Source organism: Caldalkalibacillus mannanilyticus JCM 10596, assembly GCF_000615945.1.
Lineage (GTDB): Bacteria > Bacillota > Bacilli > Caldalkalibacillales > JCM-10596 > Bacillus_AT > Bacillus_AT mannanilyticus.
The window spans coordinates 113,075-130,722 of the sequence record NZ_BAMO01000002.1; the positions used below are offsets into that span (position 1 = coordinate 113,075).

General features: G+C 39.6%; 14 protein-coding genes, 3 pseudogenes and 1 riboswitch. Of the genes and pseudogenes, 11 read left to right on the forward strand and 6 right to left on the reverse strand.

Annotated elements, in window-relative coordinates; translation table 11 throughout:
* The first annotated feature begins 101 nt into the window (after positions 1-101).
* The 8 genes and pseudogenes from glgB to JCM10596_RS01735 all read left to right on the forward strand — a co-directional run bounded on the left by glgB (position 102) and on the right by JCM10596_RS01735 (position 9,100).
* Entirely contained in the window at positions 102-2,006 is a 1,905-nt protein-coding gene (glgB, locus tag JCM10596_RS01705) for a 1,4-alpha-glucan branching protein GlgB (RefSeq protein ID WP_025025654.1), read from the forward strand.
* A 5-nt stretch (positions 2,007-2,011) separates the two neighbouring features.
* Positions 2,012-3,168, forward strand: a pseudogene (locus tag JCM10596_RS23290) (glucose-1-phosphate adenylyltransferase).
* Between the two features lie 35 nt (positions 3,169-3,203).
* Positions 3,204-3,593: a sugar phosphate nucleotidyltransferase gene (locus tag JCM10596_RS30695; protein ID WP_051541133.1), complete on the forward strand. Its 390-nt coding sequence runs from the start codon at positions 3,204-3,206 to the stop codon at positions 3,591-3,593.
* Complete coding sequence (gene glgD / locus JCM10596_RS23295; RefSeq protein ID WP_159102293.1) at positions 3,503-4,318, forward strand: glucose-1-phosphate adenylyltransferase subunit GlgD; 816 nt, start codon at positions 3,503-3,505, stop codon at positions 4,316-4,318. The genes JCM10596_RS30695 and glgD overlap by 91 nt, the downstream gene beginning before the upstream one ends.
* A 62-nt stretch (positions 4,319-4,380) precedes the next feature.
* Positions 4,381-5,811, forward strand: coding sequence for a glycogen synthase GlgA (gene glgA / locus JCM10596_RS23300; RefSeq protein ID WP_034680241.1), 1,431 nt, complete (start codon positions 4,381-4,383; stop codon positions 5,809-5,811).
* 28 nt (positions 5,812-5,839) lie between these two features.
* A pseudogene (locus JCM10596_RS23305) lies at positions 5,840-8,268 on the forward strand (glycogen/starch/alpha-glucan phosphorylase).
* 242 nt (positions 8,269-8,510) lie between these two features.
* The gene (locus tag JCM10596_RS01730) at positions 8,511-8,855 is read left to right on the forward strand and encodes a hypothetical protein (RefSeq protein ID WP_025025655.1); all 345 of its coding nucleotides are present in this window, start codon (positions 8,511-8,513) and stop codon (positions 8,853-8,855) included.
* Positions 8,849-9,100 carry a hypothetical protein gene (locus JCM10596_RS01735; protein WP_025025656.1) on the forward strand — a complete coding sequence of 84 codons (252 nt, stop codon included), beginning with the start codon at positions 8,849-8,851 and terminating at the stop codon, positions 9,098-9,100. Before JCM10596_RS01730 ends, JCM10596_RS01735 begins: the two co-directional genes overlap by 7 nt.
* Before the next feature lie 2 nt (positions 9,101-9,102).
* Here the strand turns inward: JCM10596_RS01735 and JCM10596_RS01740 are convergent, their stop codons facing one another.
* From JCM10596_RS01740 to JCM10596_RS01770, 6 genes are all read right to left on the reverse strand, one after another.
* Positions 9,103-9,507, reverse strand: a complete 405-nt coding sequence (locus JCM10596_RS01740) for a GNAT family N-acetyltransferase (protein ID WP_025025657.1) — start codon at positions 9,505-9,507, stop codon at positions 9,103-9,105.
* 386 nt (positions 9,508-9,893) lie between these two features.
* Positions 9,894-10,193, reverse strand: a complete 300-nt coding sequence (locus JCM10596_RS01745) for a type II toxin-antitoxin system RelE/ParE family toxin (protein WP_025025658.1) — start codon at positions 10,191-10,193, stop codon at positions 9,894-9,896.
* Between the two features lie 641 nt (positions 10,194-10,834).
* Positions 10,835-10,963 (reverse strand): hypothetical protein, encoded by a 129-nt coding sequence (locus JCM10596_RS30700; protein WP_267879660.1) that lies wholly within the window; start codon positions 10,961-10,963, stop codon positions 10,835-10,837.
* 59 nt (positions 10,964-11,022) lie between these two features.
* The gene (locus JCM10596_RS01760; RefSeq protein WP_025025659.1) at positions 11,023-12,681 is read right to left on the reverse strand and encodes an asparagine synthase-related protein; all 1,659 of its coding nucleotides are present in this window, start codon (positions 12,679-12,681) and stop codon (positions 11,023-11,025) included.
* Between the two features lies 1 nt (position 12,682).
* Positions 12,683-13,084: a lasso peptide biosynthesis B2 protein gene (locus JCM10596_RS01765; protein ID WP_025025660.1), complete on the reverse strand. Its 402-nt coding sequence runs from the start codon at positions 13,082-13,084 to the stop codon at positions 12,683-12,685.
* Entirely contained in the window at positions 13,081-13,359 is a 279-nt protein-coding gene (locus JCM10596_RS01770) for a PqqD family protein (protein ID WP_025025661.1), read from the reverse strand. The genes JCM10596_RS01765 and JCM10596_RS01770 overlap by 4 nt, the downstream gene beginning before the upstream one ends.
* A 554-nt stretch (positions 13,360-13,913) precedes the next feature.
* Positions 13,914-14,102: riboswitch (cobalamin riboswitch) on the forward strand.
* A gap of 289 nt (positions 14,103-14,391) precedes the next feature.
* Between JCM10596_RS01770 and cobO the strand changes: the two genes are divergently transcribed.
* From cobO to JCM10596_RS01790, 3 genes and pseudogenes are all read left to right on the forward strand, one after another.
* Positions 14,392-14,943 (forward strand): cob(I)yrinic acid a,c-diamide adenosyltransferase, encoded by a 552-nt coding sequence (gene cobO, locus JCM10596_RS01780; protein ID WP_025025663.1) that lies wholly within the window; start codon positions 14,392-14,394, stop codon positions 14,941-14,943.
* A gap of 91 nt (positions 14,944-15,034) precedes the next feature.
* Positions 15,035-16,698, forward strand: a pseudogene (cobJ, locus tag JCM10596_RS23310) (precorrin-3B C(17)-methyltransferase).
* Between the two features lie 11 nt (positions 16,699-16,709).
* Positions 16,710-17,645 carry a sirohydrochlorin chelatase gene (locus tag JCM10596_RS01790; RefSeq protein WP_025025664.1) on the forward strand — a complete coding sequence of 312 codons (936 nt, stop codon included), beginning with the start codon at positions 16,710-16,712 and terminating at the stop codon, positions 17,643-17,645.
* Positions 17,646-17,648: the final 3 nt, after the last annotated feature.

The following is a 17,648-nucleotide window of genomic DNA, read 5'->3' on the forward strand; positions in this document are numbered from 1 at the left end:
TTTCATCCAGAAAGAGAATAGGTATAATATATTACTTGTCAGTTACATTCTACTCAACGAAATCAATTCTGAAACCATGGTGGAAGGAAGGCGCTAAGAACATGAACCAAATGAGTCCAAGTTCACATGACATTTTTTTATTTCACCAAGGAACACTCTATGAAAGCTATCGGATGCTAGGTGCCCATCTCATAGAGCATGAGGGAACGAAAGGAGTTCGCTTCTGTGTCTGGGCACCAAGAGCTACTGAAGTGAGAGTTGTCGGAAATTTCAATCATTGGAATGGAGTGAAGCATCGCTTAATAAAATGGGAGAAGTCAGGAATTTGGTATTTATTTGTTCCTGAACTGGAGGCTGGAGAACTGTACAAATATGAAATTCACACTCTAGCTGGAGAGGTTCTGCTGAAGTCAGATCCGTATGCTTTTTTTTCAGAGGTAAAGCCCCAGACTGCTTCTGTTGTTTATTCTTTAACGGGTTATGAATGGAAAGATCAGGAATGGCAAAAGAATAAACAGCAAACAAACCATTATCAAAAACCTATGTTGATCTATGAGGTTCATCTAGGATCATGGAAACGGAATACGGAGAAAGGCTATTTGACTTATCGAGAATTAGCAGAGCAGCTTGTTGACTATGTCCTAGAACTAGGCTATACGCATATAGAAATCTTACCTGTTATGGAGCATCCCTTTGATGGCTCATGGGGATATCAGGGAGTAGGCTACTTTTCCGTAACCAGCCGTTATGGTTCTCCTCATGATTTCATGTACTTGGTAGATCAATGTCATCAGCGAGGGATTGGGGTCATTCTAGATTGGGTTCCGAGTCACTATTGCAAAGATGCACATGGCTTAAGATATTTTGACGGAACCCCTCAATATGAATATGAAGACCATAGACGAGGAGAAAACAAGCAGTGGGGAACGATGAATTTCGACCTTGGAAAACCTGAGGTTCAGAGCTTTCTTATTTCCAATGCGCTGTTTTGGATGGAGGTTTACCATATCGATGGTTTAAGGGTCGATGCCGTGAGTCATATGATCTATCTTAATCATGGGAAGGATGAATGTGAAAGAATCTCCAACCAATATGGAGGGGAAGAAAATCTTGAAGGAGTTGCCTTCATAAAAAAACTAAATGAAGTCATCTTTCGCTATGATCCTACTATGCTTATGATTGCTGAGGAAGCCACGGACTGGCCCTCGGTTACTGCCCCAATCTATCTTGACGGCTTAGGGTTTAATTATAAATGGAATATGGGCTGGATGAATGATTTATTGCGCTATATGGAATTAGATCCAATTCATCGTAAGTGGCATCATCAATATCTTACATTCTCTTTTTTCTACGCTTTTTCCGAAAATTTTATTCTCCCTTTATCGCATGATGAAGTAGTACATGGGAAAAAATCATTACTAGATAAAATGCCAGGGGACTATTGGCAGAAATTTGCGAACCTGCGAGTGCTTTATGGGTATATGATGACCCACCCAGGTAAAAAACTATTATTTATGGGCGGTGAATTTGGGCAGTTTATTGAATGGAAGGAATTGGATGAACTAGACTGGCACTTATTTGAATACGAAATGCATGCCAAGATGCATCACTATTTAAGTGAGTTACAGCATTTTTATCGACAGGAGTCATCTCTATGGGAGCTTGATCATACTCAGGCAGGATTTGAGTGGATCGACCCTGATAATCACGAACAAAGCATTCTGATCTTTCGCCGAAAAGGAAAAAGAAAAGGAGATGAAAGCATCGTCTTATGTAATTTCACTCCTGAGGTACGCGAGGATTTTCGGATGGGAGTCCCTACTTTAGGATTTTATGAGGAGGCTTTTAACAGTGATCTCCTAAGCTATGGAGGTTCTGGACAGGTTAATGATAAAGCACTGCGAGTGAGCAGAATTCCGTGGCATCAACAGCCTTATAGCCTTACTCTAAAGATCCCTCCTTTAGCGCTGGTGATCCTGAAAAAGAGAAAAAGAAAGGGGACATGAAGGAAATGAAGCAGAAAAAAGATTGTGTGGCTATGCTGCTTGCAGGGGGAGAAGGAAGACGTTTGGAATGCTTAACCAAAAATTTGGCTAAACCCGCAGTTCCTTTTGGAGGGAAATATCGCATTATTGATTTTCCGTTAAGCAATTGTACCAACTCTGGTATTGATACAGTAGGAGTTCTCACACAGTATCAACCTCTTGTTCTTCATTCCTATATTGGAATCGGGAGTGCGTGGGATTTAGATCGAATTCAAGGGGGAGTGACGATTTTACCTCCTTATATGGTCCAAGGCGGAGGAAATTGGTATAAAGGCACGGCGAATGCATCTATCAGAATATAGGTTTCATTGAACAGTATGCTCCTGAACATGTCCTCATCTTATCAGGAGACCACATCTATAAAATGGATTACTCCATGATGTTGAATTACCATATTGAAAAAGAAGCGGAAGTCACCATTGCTGTTCTAGAGGTTCCATGGGAGCAGACCCATCGCTTTGGAATCATGAATACAGCAGAGAATTATACGATTACTGAATTTGAAGAAAAGCCGAAGCAGGCAAAAAATAATCTAGCTTCTATGGGGGTCTATATCTTCAACTGGAAGGTCCTAAGGAGTTTCTTAGAAGAGGATGCACGTGATCCTCATTCATCGAACGATTTTGGGAAAGATATTATTCCCATGATGCTAAGTAATCAAAGAAAATTAGTAGCTTATCCATTTCAAGGCTATTGGAAGGATGTTGGTACTATAGAAAGCCTGTGGGAAGCGAATATGGACTTGTTATCTGAAGAACCTGAGCTAGACCTCTATGATCGCTCTTGGAAAATTTATTCTGTGAATCCCAATCAGCCCCCGCAGTATATCTCCGCTGATGCTACAGTCACTCGTTCCATGGTGAATGAAGGGTGCAGAATCTATGGTCAGGTAGATCATTCTGTGCTATTTCCCGGTGTGACAATAGGGCATGGGAGTGTGATTAAGGATTCTGTCATTATGCCTGATGTAACGATTGGAGATCATGTGCATATCGAAAAGGCGATTATTGGCTCTCGCTCTAGAATCGAGAGTGGAGCAAAGCTAAGAGGAGAATCAGGTGAAGGGATTCTTCTCATTGGAGAGGATTACTTGATTGATTCATTAGGGCAAATAAAAGTCTAGGGGTCACATATATACATGAAGGGGGTAGAGGAAGCATGAAAGAAGTGATGGGAATTATTCATCAAACAAAGAAAGAGAATCTATTACCTGAATTAACAGAATCACGTTCACTAGGTGCTATTCCTTTTGGCGGGCGCTATCGCTTAATCGATTTTGCTTTATCTAATATGGTCAACTCAGGGATTCAGAATGTAGCCATCTTTCCACAGGAAAAGTATCGCTCGATGATGGATCATTTAGGCTCAGGAAAGGAATGGGATTTAGATCGCAAGAAGGATGGTTTGTTCATTCTTCCTCCTCTATTGTACCTCAGGGGGAGGAAAGAAATGGGGATATGCATTCCTATTATCAGCATCTTGATTATTTTAAGCGAAGCTCGCAAAAATATGTCGTCTTGGCTAGCAGTCATATGGTGTGCAATATGAACTACAGGGCAGCCGTTCAGTTTCATAAAGAAAAGGGTGCAGAGGTGACCTTGCTTTATCAAACATGTACGGAGGAAGCACAGACCCGTACGGAGCAAGGCTATCTCTCCTTGAATGAGGCAGGGCGTGTTCGTCAGTTTATCAAGGAGACAAGCATGAAAAAGGGGAAGAAGCGTTTTTTAGATATGATTGTTATCGACAAGCTCCTCCTGCTAGATTTAATTAAAGCATGTGTCTATGATGTGGGCTGTGATTTAGTGGACGACATTCTGATGAATCAAATCGAACATATTCAGATGTATGGCTTTGAGCATGGGGGATATGTGGCGACGATGGATTGTATTTCTCAATATTTTCAACACCATCTGAGCTTGCTGAATCCTACTGTATATAAGGAGTTGTTTTTTCAGCCGGGAACGATTTTGACTAAGGTCAAGGACGAGCCTCCCACGAGATATAAAGAAACAGCACAGGTTCATCATTCGTTAGTAGCGAATGGCTGCCTGATTGAAGGAACAGTGGAAAACAGCATTCTCTTTAGAGGAGTTAGGGTCCGTCCAGGAGCGACTGTGAAGAACAGTGTCATTATGCAAAAATGTGAGATTGGGTCGAATGCCTATTTAGAAAATGTCATTTTAGATAAAGAAGTGAAAATTATGCCCAAAAAAGAAGTGATTGGGACGAAGATCGCCCCTACATGGATTGCCAAAAGAAGCGTGATCTAATTCTCTAAAAAACAGAACAAGCCTCTATATTCAAGATGAGGTGAGAAGGAGTCGTTGTTGGTATGAATGTTTTATTTGTCGCTACAGAAGCCGTTCCTTTTATCAAAACAGGGGGATTAGCGGATGTCATTGGTTCTCTTCCTAAGGAATTAGTGAAATTAGGAGTAAACGTTCGAGTTCTCTTGCCTAAGTACAGTACGATTCCTGAAGAGCTCAAAAAACGAATGACCTTTAGAGGGAGTAGAGAGGTTCAACTAGGGTGGAGAAAACAATACTGTGGCATATGGGAAATCAAAGAGAGTGGAGTCCACTTCTATTTTATAGATAATGAATATTATTTCAAACGCGATAGGCTTTACGGCTACTATGATGAAGCAGAACGCTTTGCTTACTACTGTCGTGCTGTAGTAGAGGTGCTTCCCGAATTAGGTTTTCATCCAGAGATCATTCATTGTCATGATTGGCAGACAGGACTGATTCCATTATTTATCAAAGCTCAATACTCACATCTCCCCTTTTATCAAGCGATTCGTACGGTCTTTACCATTCATAACTTGCAGTATCAAGGTATTTTTCCAAGCTCCATTCTATCAGATTTACTTCATCTTGATGCTAGCTATTTTACCCCTGATAAGCTTGAATTCTATGGAAATATAAGCTATATGAAGGCGGGCTTACTCTATTCCGATATCCTGACCACCGTCAGTCAAACCTACGCATTTGAAATAAAGACTCCTTATTATGGAGAGAGATTAGATGGTCTACTGCGTGCGAGGGATCATGTATTGCATGGCATTGTCAATGGGATTGATTATGAAAGTTTTAATCCTGAGACTGACCCTTTATTGTTCCACTATTCTTCTGCTATGGAGAAAGAAGAGATATTGAAGGCAAAGCAAGCGAATAAGGCAAAACTGCAAGAAAATCTAGGGCTTCCTATCTCTGAAGAAATTCCTCTTCTTGCTATGGTCACTAGGCTTGTTTCGCAGAAAGGCTTAGACCTTATTGAGAGAGTCATGGAGGAGATGCTTGCTTTAGATTTACAGCTTGTAATACTTGGGACAGGTGACCCTCATTATGAACAGCTCTTTCTTCATATGGCATCCAAATACCCAGATAAGGTATCTGCTCAGATTATGTTTGATGACACACTAGCACGAAGAATTTATGCTGGAGCAGATCAATTTCTTATGCCTTCTAAATTCGAGCCTTGTGGAATTGGTCAGCTTATTGCCTTACGCTATGGAACTATTCCCATTGTCAGAGAAACGGGAGGTCTAAATGATACCGTACAAGCCTATAATGAATATACTGAGGAAGGAAACGGATTTAGCTTCGCTCATTATAATGCACACGATATGCTATATACCATAAGTAGAGCACTTGAATTTTATCATGATCCAGAAGTGTGGGAGCGTCTCGTCATCCGTGGAATGAACCAAGATTTTAGCTGGAGAGAATCAGCTAGTCAATATTACAAGCTGTATCAATAAATGGCAGGAGTCTTGAGGAGGAAAGAATGTGTTTACAGATAAAGAACGATTTAAGGAAGAATTTCTAGAGAAGCTTGAACGCTTATATGGAAAAACCATTGCTCATGCGACTCCAATGGATTTATATAAAACCTTGGGCAGTATGATTCGTGAATATGTGAGTAAAAACTGGATGAATACTCAATTACAATATGCTGAACATGAAGTGAAGCAGGTCTATTATTTTTCTATTGAATTCTTGTTGGGGCGTCTAATGGCCAGTAATCTTCTCAATATGGGGGCATTACAGGCATGTCAGGAGGCATTAGAAGAGCTGGGCATTTCTTTCGAGGATGTTGAAAGTCAGGAAGCTGATGCAGGCTTAGGAAATGGTGGGCTAGGGCGTTTGGCTGCTTGCTTCCTAGATTCTATTGCATCTCTTCATTTGCCAGGTCATGGCTATGGGATTCGTTATAAATACGGTTTGTTTGAGCAAAAAATCGTTGATGGATTTCAGGTGGAGCTTCCTGAGCAGTGGCTTAGGGAAGGGAATGTCTGGGAGATTCGGAATTCTGGGCAATCCGTCATGGTGAAGTTCGGCGGCAAAGTAGAAATGAAGGTTGGTGAAGATCGGCTCGTTTGTGAACATAGCGAATATGAGCCTGTCTTAGCGGTTCCCTATGATACACCAGTCATAGGCTTTGAAAATAAAACAGTGAACACTCTTCGACTGTGGAGTGCAGAAACAGTGGCAAACTATTTGCATGCTGAATACATCAACGGTCACAGCTATCATAAGGCAGTAGAATACAAGCGTACAGTAGAATCTATTTCTGAGTTTCTCTATCCAGATGATACCCATCCAGAGGGGAGACTTTTGCGTTTGAAGCAGGAATATTTTCTAGTGTCGGCTGGGATTCAACATATCACCAAGACCCATCGTTCGACCTATGGGACACTGACCAATTTTCATGAAAAAGTGGCTATCCATATCAATGATACGCATCCTGTATTAGCGATTCCAGAGCTGATGAGGATTTTGCTAGACGAGGAAGGATTGGGCTGGGAGGAAGCTTGGAGCATCACGGTAAAAACCATTTCTTTTACCAATCATACAACGCTGAGCGAGGCTTTAGAAACATGGTCTGTAGAGCTATTCAGAAGCTTATTACCGCGTATCTATATGATTGTAGAAGAGATAAATGAACGCTACTGTGCAGAGCTGTGGGAACGATATTCTGGGCAGTGGGATCGAATTCATCAAATGGCAATTATTGCGGATGGATATGTCAAGATGGCTCATCTTGCTATTGTCGGAAGCCATAGTGTCAATGGGGTAGCACAGCTTCATACAGAGATTTTGAAGAAAAGAGAAATGAAGCTTTTTCACCAATTCTATCCGACAAAGTTTAATAATAAAACCAATGGGATCACACATCGCAGATGGTTACTTAAATCAAATCCAGAGCTATCCAAGCTGATTACGGATACGATTGGCGATTCATGGATTCATGATCCCGCGGGATTAGAGCAACTCACGGAACATATTCATGATACCAGCTGCATGAGCAACTAGCACGTATCAAACATCAGCACAAGGAGAAGCTTGCTTCTATTATTCAACATAAAACAGGAATTGCTATTGATCCGCACTCAATATATGATGTTCAGGTCAAAAGACTTCATGCCTACAAGCGTCAATTGTTGAATATCCTGCACATTATGCATCTTTATAATCAATTGAGAGAGAATCCTTCTCTCCCTATGGCTCCCCGTACTTTTATTTTTGGAGCGAAAGCGGCACCTGGATATCATCTGGCTAAACGAGTGATTAAATTGATCAATAACGTGGCGGCTCAGGTCAACTCAGATCCAATCTGTCAGGAGAAGCTAAAGATTGTTTTTCTCGAAAATTATCGTGTATCGCTGGCAGAAAAAATCTTTCCAGCCGCTGAAGTGAGCGAACAGATCTCGACAGCAAGTAAAGAAGCCTCGGGAACAGGAAATATGAAATTTATGATGAACGGAGCCCTCACGATCGGTACCTTAGATGGAGCCAATATTGAGATTCAAGAAGCTGTTGGTCTAGATAATATCTTCATCTTCGGCTTAACCTCAAGTGAAGTGCTTAATTATTACCAAGTAGGTGGGTATAATGCTTGGGAAATGTACCATCGGGATCATCGGATCAAAAGAGTGCTTGACCAGCTTGTTGATGGAAGCTACAATCACTCAAAAATGGAATTTGAAACCATCTTTCAAACTCTGTTACATCATAACGATGAATTCTTTGTCTTGCGAGATTTTTCCTCCTATGCCGATGCTCAACATAAGGTTGACGAGTGCTATCAAGATCGCAAAGGCTGGCTAACAAAGAGCGTTGTCAATATTGCCCATTCTGGACGCTTCTCCAGTGATCGGACAATTCAGGAATATGCCACAGATATTTGGGGTGCGCAGCCATTGATCATTGAGTAGACCCATAGATCATACATGATGGGTGATCTAAATAGGTTATTACGATTCATAAGAAAAAAGGGCAGAGAGTCAAAGGATGATTCTCTGTCCATTTTTTAGCATTGATGAAATCCTCACTTTCTTAATACAAGACATCATAACAGAAATATCTTCAACATACTTTATATACAAATGTGTAGTATAATCACTATTATACCAATACATGCCATTAAATGTATCGATGAGAGAAAGGGGAAGATTTATTGGAGATGGTGAGGGGAAAGAAAAATTTCACTTTTCTTTTAATAGGACTCATTCTTTTTTTATCACTTCTTATAGTTAGTCAATTATTGAGTCAGAGCGAAGCTATTGAAGAGCAAAGTATCTTAGTGAACTATCAGACGTATGAAAGTGTAGATGAACTAACTGAAGTTGCTCATTTAGTACTAGAGGCAACCGTTACAGGTGAATCGAAAAATATATTACTCTCATCTGATCATGGACATACCATAACTGAGGTTGTAGTTAATCAAGTCATGAAAGAAGATAGAAATAAGGTAATTGAAAAAGGACAGAGGATTGAAGTGGCAGAGCAACTTTTGTGGTAGAGGTTGAAGGGAGATTAGTAAGGTTATCATATGGTGACTATACCCCATTAGAGGAAGAGAAAAGATATATTCTATTTCTACACTTTGATGATACGGTTGGGGCTTACTATATCATTGGGCTGTATCAAGGGAAGTATAATGTGGATGGACGGGATAAGAAGGAGAAAAAGTTCTTGGATAGTTATGAGCATTATAAGAAGTTAAGAAAAGAAGTGGAAAGTAAATACATAGACCAAGCTTCGTAATACTAAATTAGTTCTGAAATAAACATAGGTGTAGTCCCATTTTCTGTTTTGAAGCCTAATTTTCCATAGAACTCAACTACATTTGGATAGGCAATCAACACTTTTGTTTGATATTCCTTATACCTATCTAGCAAAATATCCATCATTTCTTTACCAATTCCTTTTCCTTGATAGCTTGGATTTACTAACATGTAATGAAAATACGCTGTTAATGTACCATCAGATAATGCGTTAATCAATCCAATAAGTTTGTCCCCATCCCATGCAGTAATAACAGAATGGGAGCCTTGTATTGCTTTTAAGAGTTCACTTGGAAACTTTCCAGACTCCCATTCTACCGATAGAAACAATTCCTGAAGACCTTCTTCTGTAATATTTTCTATATCTGTTGTGTAGTTAATATTCATTTAAAAACCTTCTTTCATTTTTGAGGTCAATTATAAGCTAGATAGCTTCGCTTATTTAAACTAAACTGTTCTATCGTTAGAGGTATATATTATTTGTTAATATTTCACAAGGTTTTAAAATTGCGACCATGGACGGCCGTACTATCCATCGTTTTCTGATAACGTTCCGTTTTCACGACGCCTCGGAGCTTACAGGCGAAGACCTGAACCTAGAAATGCTTTTCTTGGTGAAGGGGATGTGTCCCGGCAAATACATCTTCGAATTTATTTCCGGAACCAAGGGCGTCAGCCCGAAGCGCTGAAAATATTGTTACACGATGGAACATTGAATCCCTTACAAAAATAGCACTTGAAATATAAAAAACCCACCTGTTTTTTTCTGTGGGTCAGTCATCTTCATGTTGATTATAGAGTTGTGCGCCATGAATGAATGATAGGATTATAACCTCTTCTTCTTTGATTTCATAAATTAAACGATAACGGTGAATAAAAATTTCTCTTACTCTATTATCATTATGTTCAGGAACTACTCTCCCTCTTTCAGATAATTCACTTAGAGTTCTTGATCTCTCTTTAACCGTATTATAAAAAGAAATTGCATAAGCTGGTGAATCTTCAAAAATGTAAGTGACTGCTCTCTCTAAATCTAAAGCAGCCGGCGTTGACCAAATTACTGTTTTAACCATTTTTCTATTCTCTTTTCCATTTCTTCTTGCGTTATAACGTCACCCTTCTCAACAGCTTCAAGTCCTTTTTGAATTTTACTTTGAACGTACAATGTATATTGAAGATCTTCAAGAGTGCTATTCTCAGGCATTCTATCAATGATTTTTTTTATTTTCTTCTTTTTGTCATAAAGTTCACCTCAAAATCAGTACTTTCATTTATTTTATCACATCTAGCTATTAAAATGCTCTTATTAACTGAAAATAAATAGCGTTGCTTATGCAATTTTTCATTTCCTCGTTCTTTCGTATAACTACTGTATTCACGTATATTTTAGTGACGAGAACTACATGATCTGGGTGGAAAAAAGGATGTTAAAGATGGATAATTTAGAGTTTATCAGAAAATTGTACTATAGAGAAGGTCGGTCAATACGTCAATTAGCGAAAAAAGAATTAATACCGTCAGAGTAGTGATGAGGAACGTAAAAAAGTGAGAGGAGGGAGGAGGGGCTGATCACTCCCTCTTTGTCTGGAAGAATATAAGAAGTATAATATGTACCTTGAGTGGGGCAATGTAATCAATTGAATAACTATGCTTCTCTTTAATGTTTAAAGGCGGGTAAACTTGCTACCTGAAAAAATAAACGCTCTAAATATTCCTATTCAAAATGCCACCTAGTATATTTAAACCCAATCTCTCTAAGAAACCCACGGCTTCCTCCGTGTGTAACATTTTTGATTCCCCCGTATTTTACGATTTGAGGTTGAGAAAACTGTAATTTTTTCATTCTAATTTCCTCCTTAAAATGATTGCCCCACTTAAGCTACATATTATTCTGAAGATGAGTTAACAGACAGTAGAGGTATTCATTTTATACTCTGTGTCTGCCATTTTGTTTAACCATGAACTAAGAATAATGAACCTTGGAAAAATAAGTCTAGTAGGTGTTTCTGCAGCACCTTGAAGTAATTTTTTATACTCTTCCAAAAATGTTTCGCGTGAAATAAAATCATATTGAAAGATAGGTGAATTGAGAAAGGCTGAATCAAGTAAGGAACGGGATTTTTTTAAGTCATAAGCCAAGATATCTTCACTGCCGATGGCAGAATATTGCTGAATGATTTCATCAGGGGTTCGTCCTCTCATGATATCTTTAAGTATTCCTTTACTTTCTTTTCCATGTTTTGTTTTATACCATGGAGCTATATTGAACATAAACTTAATGATTCGAGAATCTAGAAATGGATGAGTGCTATCTAATCCTTCTTTTCTAAACAGCCAATTAGTTCCATCAGATCGATTTAAGTCAGCTAATAAATAGTCTGAAGGATTGAGTTCTGCCTGCATAGTAGGTTTCATGTTCGCTTGATTGGGATTACTTGGTCGTATCCATGAGGGGAAATCGAATTGTTGTTGTAATTGATTGTAGTGATATTTGGATTGACCAAATACAGCAGCTACAAGTTGCTTGTTCCATATGTATCCTTTCGGCATTTCTTTATATTTTCTAATGTTTTTAAACCATTTCCACCATTCTGTAAACATTCCTTGTCTTAGTAAAATTTGTGGGATTTCATCACAAGGATCTAGGACAAAATCTCCTCCATGCCCCGTCAATACACAGGTGACTTGTTTTTCTTTGAATAGAGAGATATCTTGTTGTGTAAGAAGTAAATTAATAAGTACTTCTGGTTGAGGTGATTGTGGAAGATGATGTAGAAGATCCTCATAAAAATTGATGCTATCAGCTTCATAAAAAAATCCTTGTAACCCCATTTTCTGATTATAAAGTTGAATGAGAGCCGTTTCATCACTAGCAGGAAATTTTGGATAGGAGCGGGATATGGGAATCACTTGCTCAGGATTAACGATTTCTAATAGGATGCTCGTAATTGAAGTGGAATCCATCCCACTACTTAAATAAACTCCTATTTTCTGATGGTTTCTAACTCTATTTTCTACTGCTTTATATAGTAGAGTATTTAATGTATCCTTTGCTTCAGAATAGGATAGATCCATATAATCATCCGTGATCCAATCCCATCCTTTGTGGAAAGTGGTTTTTTTAGTGAATGTCATAATAGTACCGGAGGGCAATCTTTTGATTTCTTTGTAGATAGTGCTAGTTTCGTCATAGGGGTGTCTTCCCGTTATTTCAGCCACTAGAAAACTATAGACAAAATCTTCATCAATGGTTAAAGAAGGAAGCTTAGAGGACAATTCGGCTAAATCAAAAGACCAATAGATCGTTTCATCAATGATGGAGTAGTAGAAAGGATGACTTCCAGTTGGATCGGTAATAGCTGTGAAAGAAGCTTTATCATACAAGACGATGGAAAACTCCCCTTCTAGATGATTCAGGATATGTTTCTTATGTACTTTCCACATGTTATGAATTTTATCTTTGACGTGCGGTGTAGGGATACCGTAGATGGTTCCAGATATTTTAATACTAGGATTTGAGTCGGTAGGACTGTTTTCTTTCCAAAAACCCACTATACCCATACTACACCTCCAGTATTTTTGTTAGTTTCTTGATATTTTTGTGATCTTCATGGATGGGATTTTCCTTATGCTCTATCCAGGCGTGAGAGTAGAAGATGGGGTATTTTTGAACACCAATACAGAATGTCGCATTCAAATTTGACTTTTGCAGTAAGTGAAAGGCTGTTATAGATAAGACTAAACAAGAATTGGAGAGATTTCTCTGGTAAGCTCCTATTTGATGAACCATTTTCACAAGTTCATGTGTATAAGCCGCGTTATCGACCGTTGCTTCCTCTCTTCTCATTTTTTTTAGTTTTTTCTCCAGATCCCCCCAATTGATCTCAGAACTGACCAATCTTCTGTAGTAGGAAATAAGAAGATATATATACATGGTTAGAAAGAATTTTCTTATGTAGCTCATTTCACATCAAGCACCCCTAACTGAGTTAATTCCTCAAGAAATAGTAGAATGTGTTCTTTCAATTCTTCCTCTGTTGCATCGAATATTTCTTTCATCTTATCAAGATATTCATTAATGGTCGTTTCTTCAACGAGATGCTGACATAAGACGGTGGCTGTAGGGTCCAGACCAAAAAGATCACCATTGTTTTTATCAACGAGTATAGCTTCTCCATCTACTTCTTTTAGATTGATAGATTCTTTTAAAACAATAGAGTGGCTTGTCCTTATTGTCATTTGTGAAGACCCCTCCCGATTCAATTGGTATTTTCCTGTAACAAGATGAATGCATATCATTATATTAATGTAGAAAAAATGGATGATAAAACATTTATACCATATAAAGGAATAAGTGTAAATAATAAAAAGTGTTAATTTTTGAAAAAATACAAATTAATAGGTTCTTCTTTAACGAGGATATTAGAATGGTAAATGAACATTCACTCTCTATTCGATCATAGGTATACTGAACAACTGGAATATTATGTTATAATAATGCTATTAAGCGAAAACAGGAGGGTTAGAAGATGAACACTTTTCTAGCTACTTGTTTTATCGTGTTGGGGATCTATTATTTAAGTATGAGTGGGAAATACATCTGAAATGATCAGGTTCTTGTTTTCTTAGTCACATTCAAACTTTAGAATAAGCCTTGCAATGAATCTATAGATAAGATTTAATAGAGATAGCAGAAACATTATATTTTTTGCTATCTTATTCTAAATAGTAACTGTAATTGAATATACTTTTATATCATTTTAACCATCAGGTGGACTAAAAACTCCATCTGATGGAAGTCTACTTTATAAGTGTCCACTATGCTGGACAAAAAGGGAAATCGGTGCAAATCCGATGCAGCCCCCGCTACTGTAAACGCTGATGAAATTGTAAAAAACCACTGACCTGGTACTAAAGGTTGGGAAGGTACAAGAGTAAAATGAAGCGTAAGCCAGGAGACCTGCTTATAAATGTATTGTTCTGTTATTCTTCGGTGGGAAGGATAAAGTGAATTCGGTCTGCTTTTTAATAGGGGACCACTAGATCTATTGGGAGTATACGAAGTAGGGGAGATGCTGGGATATCAGTGTGTCTTTACTACTTGTTTTGTATCCTCGACTAGCATTAGATCTACTATGAATACACTTTTAACCTTAGCCACGTGGCTAAGGTTTTTTATTTTTCCTGCTCGAATGCGCTGGGAGCATGAGGTTAAGCACAGTGGAATAAAGTTGCGGGTAAACGAAAAGGGAGAAAGTGAGGGGAAGCAATTTGGGCAGAAGTAGGGAAAATCAACATGGGTTAACTCTTGTGTATACAGGAGATGGAAAAGGAAAAACGACTTCAGCTTTAGGTCTTGCCTTGCGTGGAATTGGAAGAGGCTTTCAGGTTAAAATCTATCAATTTATTAAATCGCCAGAACGATCTTATGGGGAACAGATTGCCTTGCAGGGGCTAGGAGTTGAAATGGAACAATTGGGAATTGGCTTTACTTGGACGAAGACACCTGAAGAACATCGAGAGGCTTTGAAGCAGGCATGGCCCAAAGCGAAAGAAGCGGTGTTAAGCGGAGAATATGATCTTGTTATTTTGGATGAGTTAAATAATGCTCTTGCCATAGATAAGTTCCCTATTAATGATGTACTTCCATTAGAAGAGGTGCTAGAGGTGATCCAAAATAGGCCTAAGCATGTCCATCTTGTGATTACGGGCAGAAATGCCAAACAAGAAATAAAGGACTTGGCGGATCTTGTTTCTGTGATTGAACCTGAAAAACATTACTATAACGAGGGTGTACCTGCTGTTTATGGGATTGAATTTTGACCAGAGAAAATGAGAGAAGAAGCTATAGTATGATTGTAGCTCTACGGATCATTCTTGGATTATAAGGGGGAAGCAAGATGAGTGGAAAATAATGGTGGTGGGATTTGGACCAGGGCATGCAGATCACATCACGGAAAGAGCAAAGCAAGCATTACAGGAAAGCGATATGATTATCGGCTACAAGACATACGTGGATTTAATTGTAGGCTTACTTAGTGATCAACAGGTCATTAGTACGGGGATGACGGAGGAGGTCGCACGAGCTCAAGAAGCGGTTCGACAAGCGGAGCAGGGAAAGGTTGTCGCCGTTATTTCAAGTGGGGATTCTGGAGTATATGGAATGGCTGGACTTGTCTACGAAGTGTTAGTAGAGCAAGGATGGACAGAAACGACGGGAGTTCCAGTTGAAATTGTACCAGGTATATCGGCTATTAATTCCTGTGCAGCTCTCTTAGGAGCCCCTATTATGCATGATGCTTGTACGATCAGTCTAAGCGATCACTTGACTCCTTGGGAGCTGATAGCCAAGCGAGTGGAGCTGCCGCTTCAGCCGATTTCGTGATTGCCTTATATAATCCACGCAGCGGTCGAAGAACGAGACAAATCATTGAAACGCAAAAGATTCTCTTAAAATATCGTTCAGCGGACACGCCAGTTGGCTTAGTGAAAAGTGCTTATCGGGATAGACAGCATGTGGTGATGACGACGTTAGCAGAAATGCTTGAGCATGATATTGGAATGTTAACAACCGTTATTATTGGAAATTCGACGACTTTCTTTTATGACAATAAAATGATTACGCCTCGAGGCTACCAGCGTAAATATACTCTTGGGGCGAAGGAGCAGCCGTTAAAGCCGCATCAACGCTTGCAAAAGGAAGCTGAGCCATGGGCTTTAGAACAAACTCTGGCTACAGAAGAGAATGAAAATACAGAGGTAAAGGGTGAAACTCCTTCCGCGCTAGAAATGGCTATGTTGGCAAGTCAAAAGGTCAGCCAAATGAAGGGAGAAGCTGTTTCCTATGTGGCGGCTACCATGGAGAAAACATTGCCTCAGGACCTAGGCACTTCTCCAGCGTCCATGCTGGAAGCCTATCGTCCACAGGAATCGATTTTAGAATTTGCTGTGAGTCCAGGTGTAGCTAATAAGAAATTAAGTGCTCAGCAGATGATTCGTTTGGCTGAAGTGGTTGGTGAGAAAGGGAGTATAGAATATTCGCCTCATCATCAAATGATTCTTCGTATTCCAACGTATGATCCACAGGAAATCACGACTTTATTAGAAGCTGAAGGCTTGATCCTTTCTCCTATTGGAGATGTATTACAGATGAAAGCCTGTGATTTCTGTGATGGGGAGAAGGCGGATTCTATTCCACACGCTGATGAGATTCAGGAGAAATTAGGAGGAATGGAACTGCCGAAGGAGCTTCGAATTGGTTTTAATGGCTGCGGCATGGCCTGCTATGGAGCAGTCAATGAGGATATTGGAATTGTCTACAGAAAAGGAAAGTTTGATCTCTTTTTAGGCGCAAAGACGGTGGGGCGCAATGCTCATCCTGCTCAGCCTGTAGCAGAGGGAATTGAACCTGATGAGATTGTGGGGCTTGTAGAGCGAATTGTGCAGCGCTTTAAGGCAGAAGGGCATCCGAACGAACGATTTCATAAGTTTTTCAAGCGTGTCAAGGTGATTGAAGGGTACACCTATCAGGATATGAGTATTCCAATATCAATTGAGCCTGCTTTATGCGGGGATTAGGAGGAGAAAGAATGAAGGCAGTTTTATTTGTAGGGCATGGGAGTAAGGATGCAGAAGGAAATCAAGAGGTACGCAACTTTGTGGAGTTTGCTACGGAGCAACTGAAGGATGAGTTCATTGTTGAAACCTGTTTTTTAGAGTTTGAAAGACCAACGATTCTTCAAGGGATTGACACCTGTGTCCAGCGAGGAGCAACTCATGTCGTTTTAATTCCGATGATTCTCCTTCCAGCAGGACATTCCAAGATCCATATCCCAGCAGCGATTGATGAAGGGAAGGAAAGACATCCCCATGTCCAGTTTACATATGGCAGACCGATTGGGAATCATCAATTAACCTTGCAAATTTTACTTTCCCGTCTGGAGGAGCTAGGGCTTCAAAAGGATGAAAACTATGAGGATACAGCCATCTTGGTTGTTGGGCGAGGAAGCAGTGACTCTGATGCCAACAGTGAGTTATTTAAGCTGTCTCGGATGCTTTGGGAAAAGCACCAAGTGAAGTGGGTGGAAACCGCCTTTATGGGAGTGACCGATCCTTTGATTCATGAGGGAGTAGAGCGCTGTGTGAAGCTTGGGGCACGAAGAGTGATTATTCTTCCGTTTTTCTTATTTACAGGGATTCTGATCAAGCGGATGGAGCTGATGGTCGAAGAATTTAGGGCTCAGTATGTAGATCAAGAGATCATTTTGGGGAACTATTTTGGTTACCATCAAAGCCTGCAAGACATTATTAAGGATCGAGTTAATGAAGCTTTATATGGTTTGGTATCGATGAACTGTGATACCTGTCAGTATCGTTTGGCGGCGATGGAGCATATTGATCATCATCACCACCATGACCATGATCACGACCATCATCATCATGGACATCACCACGGGCATCATCATGATCATGACCACCATCATGATCATGACCACCATCATGATCACGAACCGATCAAAAAATAAGGA

Excerpts from the sequence above, each read along its gene's own strand:
- glgB (WP_025025654.1), top strand. The coding sequence starts at position 102 with ATGAACCAAATGAGTCCAAGTTCACATGACATTTTTTTATTTCACCAA.
- JCM10596_RS30695 (WP_051541133.1), top strand. The coding sequence starts at position 3,204 with ATGAAAGAAGTGATGGGAATTATTCATCAAACAAAGAAAGAGAATCTA.
- glgD (WP_159102293.1), top strand. The coding sequence starts at position 3,503 with ATGCATTCCTATTATCAGCATCTTGATTATTTTAAGCGAAGCTCGCAA.
- glgA (WP_034680241.1), top strand. The coding sequence starts at position 4,381 with ATGAATGTTTTATTTGTCGCTACAGAAGCCGTTCCTTTTATCAAAACA.
- JCM10596_RS01740 (WP_025025657.1), bottom strand. The coding sequence starts at position 9,507 with ATGAATATTAACTACACAACAGATATAGAAAATATTACAGAAGAAGGT.
- JCM10596_RS01745 (WP_025025658.1), bottom strand. The coding sequence starts at position 10,193 with ATGGTTAAAACAGTAATTTGGTCAACGCCGGCTGCTTTAGATTTAGAG.
- JCM10596_RS30700 (WP_267879660.1), bottom strand. The coding sequence starts at position 10,963 with ATGAAAAAATTACAGTTTTCTCAACCTCAAATCGTAAAATACGGGGGA.
- JCM10596_RS01760 (WP_025025659.1), bottom strand. The coding sequence starts at position 12,681 with ATGGGTATAGTGGGTTTTTGGAAAGAAAACAGTCCTACCGACTCAAAT.
- JCM10596_RS01765 (WP_025025660.1), bottom strand. The coding sequence starts at position 13,084 with ATGAGCTACATAAGAAAATTCTTTCTAACCATGTATATATATCTTCTT.
- JCM10596_RS01770 (WP_025025661.1), bottom strand. The coding sequence starts at position 13,359 with ATGACAATAAGGACAAGCCACTCTATTGTTTTAAAAGAATCTATCAAT.
- JCM10596_RS01790 (WP_025025664.1), top strand. The coding sequence starts at position 16,710 with ATGAAGGCAGTTTTATTTGTAGGGCATGGGAGTAAGGATGCAGAAGGA.